This window comes from uncultured Nitratireductor sp., from assembly GCF_913053745.1.
In the GTDB taxonomy this organism is placed as follows: domain Bacteria; phylum Pseudomonadota; class Alphaproteobacteria; order Rhizobiales; family Rhizobiaceae; genus Nitratireductor.
In genome coordinates, this window is the sequence record NZ_CAJXGF010000264.1 from 1 (window position 1) to 2,296 (window position 2,296).

1 protein-coding gene is annotated in these 2,296 nt (G+C 61.6%); it reads right to left on the bottom strand.

Annotated elements, in window-relative coordinates:
• On the bottom strand, positions 1-2,057 hold a 2,057-nt coding region (locus tag QZ638_RS23220), incomplete at its 3' end, for an adenosylcobalamin-dependent ribonucleoside-diphosphate reductase (RefSeq protein ID WP_295815130.1).
• Between the last annotated feature and the right edge of the window lie 239 nt (positions 2,058-2,296).

Sequence of the window (2,296 nt, forward strand, 5' to 3'; positions counted from 1 at the left end):
GTGTCGCAATCCATGACGAGGCCGATCGTGCCGGTGGGCGCGATGACGGTGGCCTGCGCATTGCGGTAGCCGTGCTTCTCGCCGAGCTCGAGCGCGCGGTCCCATGCGGTGCGGGCGTGTTCGATCAGGTCGGCATGCGGGCACTCTTCCGCCTTGAGCGGCACGGGATTGACCGACAGGCCTTCATAACCGTCGCTCTGGCCGTGGGCGGCACGGCGATGGTTGCGGATGACGCGCAGCATATTTTCGGCATTGCGCTCATAATCGGGGAACGTGCCGAGCTCGCCGGCCATCTCGGCCGAAGTGGCGTAAGCGACACCGGTCATGATGGCGGTCAACGCGCCGCCGATGGCGCGGCCTTCCGGCGAATCGTAGGGGATGCCGGAGGTCATCAAGAGGCCGCCGATATTGGCGTAGCCGAGACCCAGCGTGCGGTACTCGTAGGAGAGTTTCGCGATCTCCTTGGACGGGAACTGGGCCATCATCACGGAGATTTCCAGCACCATGGTCCACAGGCGCACGGTGTGTTCGTAGGCCGCGATGTCGATGGAGCCGTCCTTGTTGCGATATTGCAGGAGGTTCATCGAGGCGAGGTTGCAGGCCGTGTCGTCCAGGAACATGTACTCCGAGCACGGGTTCGAGGCGCGGATCGGACCCGCCGCCGGCGAGGTGTGCCAGTCGTTCATGGTGGTGTTGTAGTGCAGGCCCGGATCGGCCGATGCCCAGGCGGCATAGCCGATCTTCTCCCACAAATCGCGGGCCTTCAGCGTCCTGGCGACCTTGCCGTCGATGCGGTTGATCAGGTCCCAGTCGCCATCAGCCTCGACAGCGCGCAGGAAATCGTCCTTCAAGGAAACCGAGTTGTTGGAGTTCTGGCCGGAAACGGTGAGATAGGCTTCCGAATCCCAGTCCGTGTCGTATGTCTTGAACTGGATGTCCGTATAGCCCTGACGCGCGAACTGGATGACGCGCTGGATATAGTTTTCCGGCACGGCATTGCGCTTGGCGGCCCTGATCTCGCGCTTCAGCGCCGGGTTCTTGGCCGGGTCGAAGCAATCATCGTTGGCGCCTTCGCAATTGATGCAGGCTTTCATGATGGCTTCGAGGTGCTTTTTGGCAATCTTTGAGCCGGTGACCAGGGCGGCAACCTTCTGCTCTTCCTTCACCTTCCAGTCGATATAGGATTCGATGTCGGGATGGTCGACGTCGACGACGACCATCTTGGCCGCGCGGCGCGTGGTGCCGCCCGACTTGATGGCGCCGGCGGCGCGATCGCCGATCTTAAGGAAGGACATAAGGCCCGACGACTTGCCGCCGCCAGAGAGCTTTTCGCCCTCGCCACGCAGATGCGAGAAGTTGGAGCCGGTGCCCGAGCCGTACTTGAACAGGCGCGCCTCGCGCACCCACAGGTCCATGATGCCGCCCTCGTTGACGAGGTCGTCCTCGATGCCCTGGATGAAGCAGGCATGCGGCTGCGGGTGCTCGTAGGCGGTCTCGGAGGCGCGGAGTTCGCCGGTCTTGAAGTCGACGTAGTGGTGACCCTGGCTTGGGCCGTCGATGCCGTAGGCCCAGTGCAGGCCGGTGTTGAACCACTGCGGCGAGTTCGGCGCCGCCTTCTGTGTGGCGAGCATGAAGCGGTGCTCATCGAAGAAGGCGCGCGCGTCCTCCTCGGTGTCGAAATAGCCGCCTTTCCAGCCCCAGTAGGTCCAGGTGCCGGCGATTCGGTCGAAGACCTGCGTGGCGCGGGTTTCGCTGCCGTAGCGCTCGTCTTCGGGAAACTGCGAAAGTGCTTTCTCGTCGGGCGCGCGGCGGTAGAGCCAGGACGGAACGCCCTTTTCCTTTACCCGGCGAAGGCGCTTTGGAACGCCGGCCTTGCGGAAATATTTCTGCGCGAGGACGTCGCACGCCACCTGGCTCCAATTCTCGGGCACCTCGATATCGTCGAGCTCGAAAACCACCGAGCCGTCAGGATTACGAATCTCACTCTTCGTGCGCCGGAACTTGAGGTCCGAGTACGGTGACTGATCTGCTTTTGTGAAACGACGCCTTATGCGCATTCACCCCATCTCCCAAACTGAAACGTCGTGCCAGCGGAGTTTGAGCTGGCCCCCACCAATTCATTAACTGGGAGTCGTTGAGGCGTGATCCTCGGCAAGTGCTTCCCCGATCCCCCCTGCCTCCTAGTGAATCGATCTACGTTCCCCAACGCGCCAAACGAACGATTCATCTATATCTAGGAAGCAGGGCGGATGTTAGCCACAAGTTATAGAGCATTGCAATATATTTTGTGGCTACT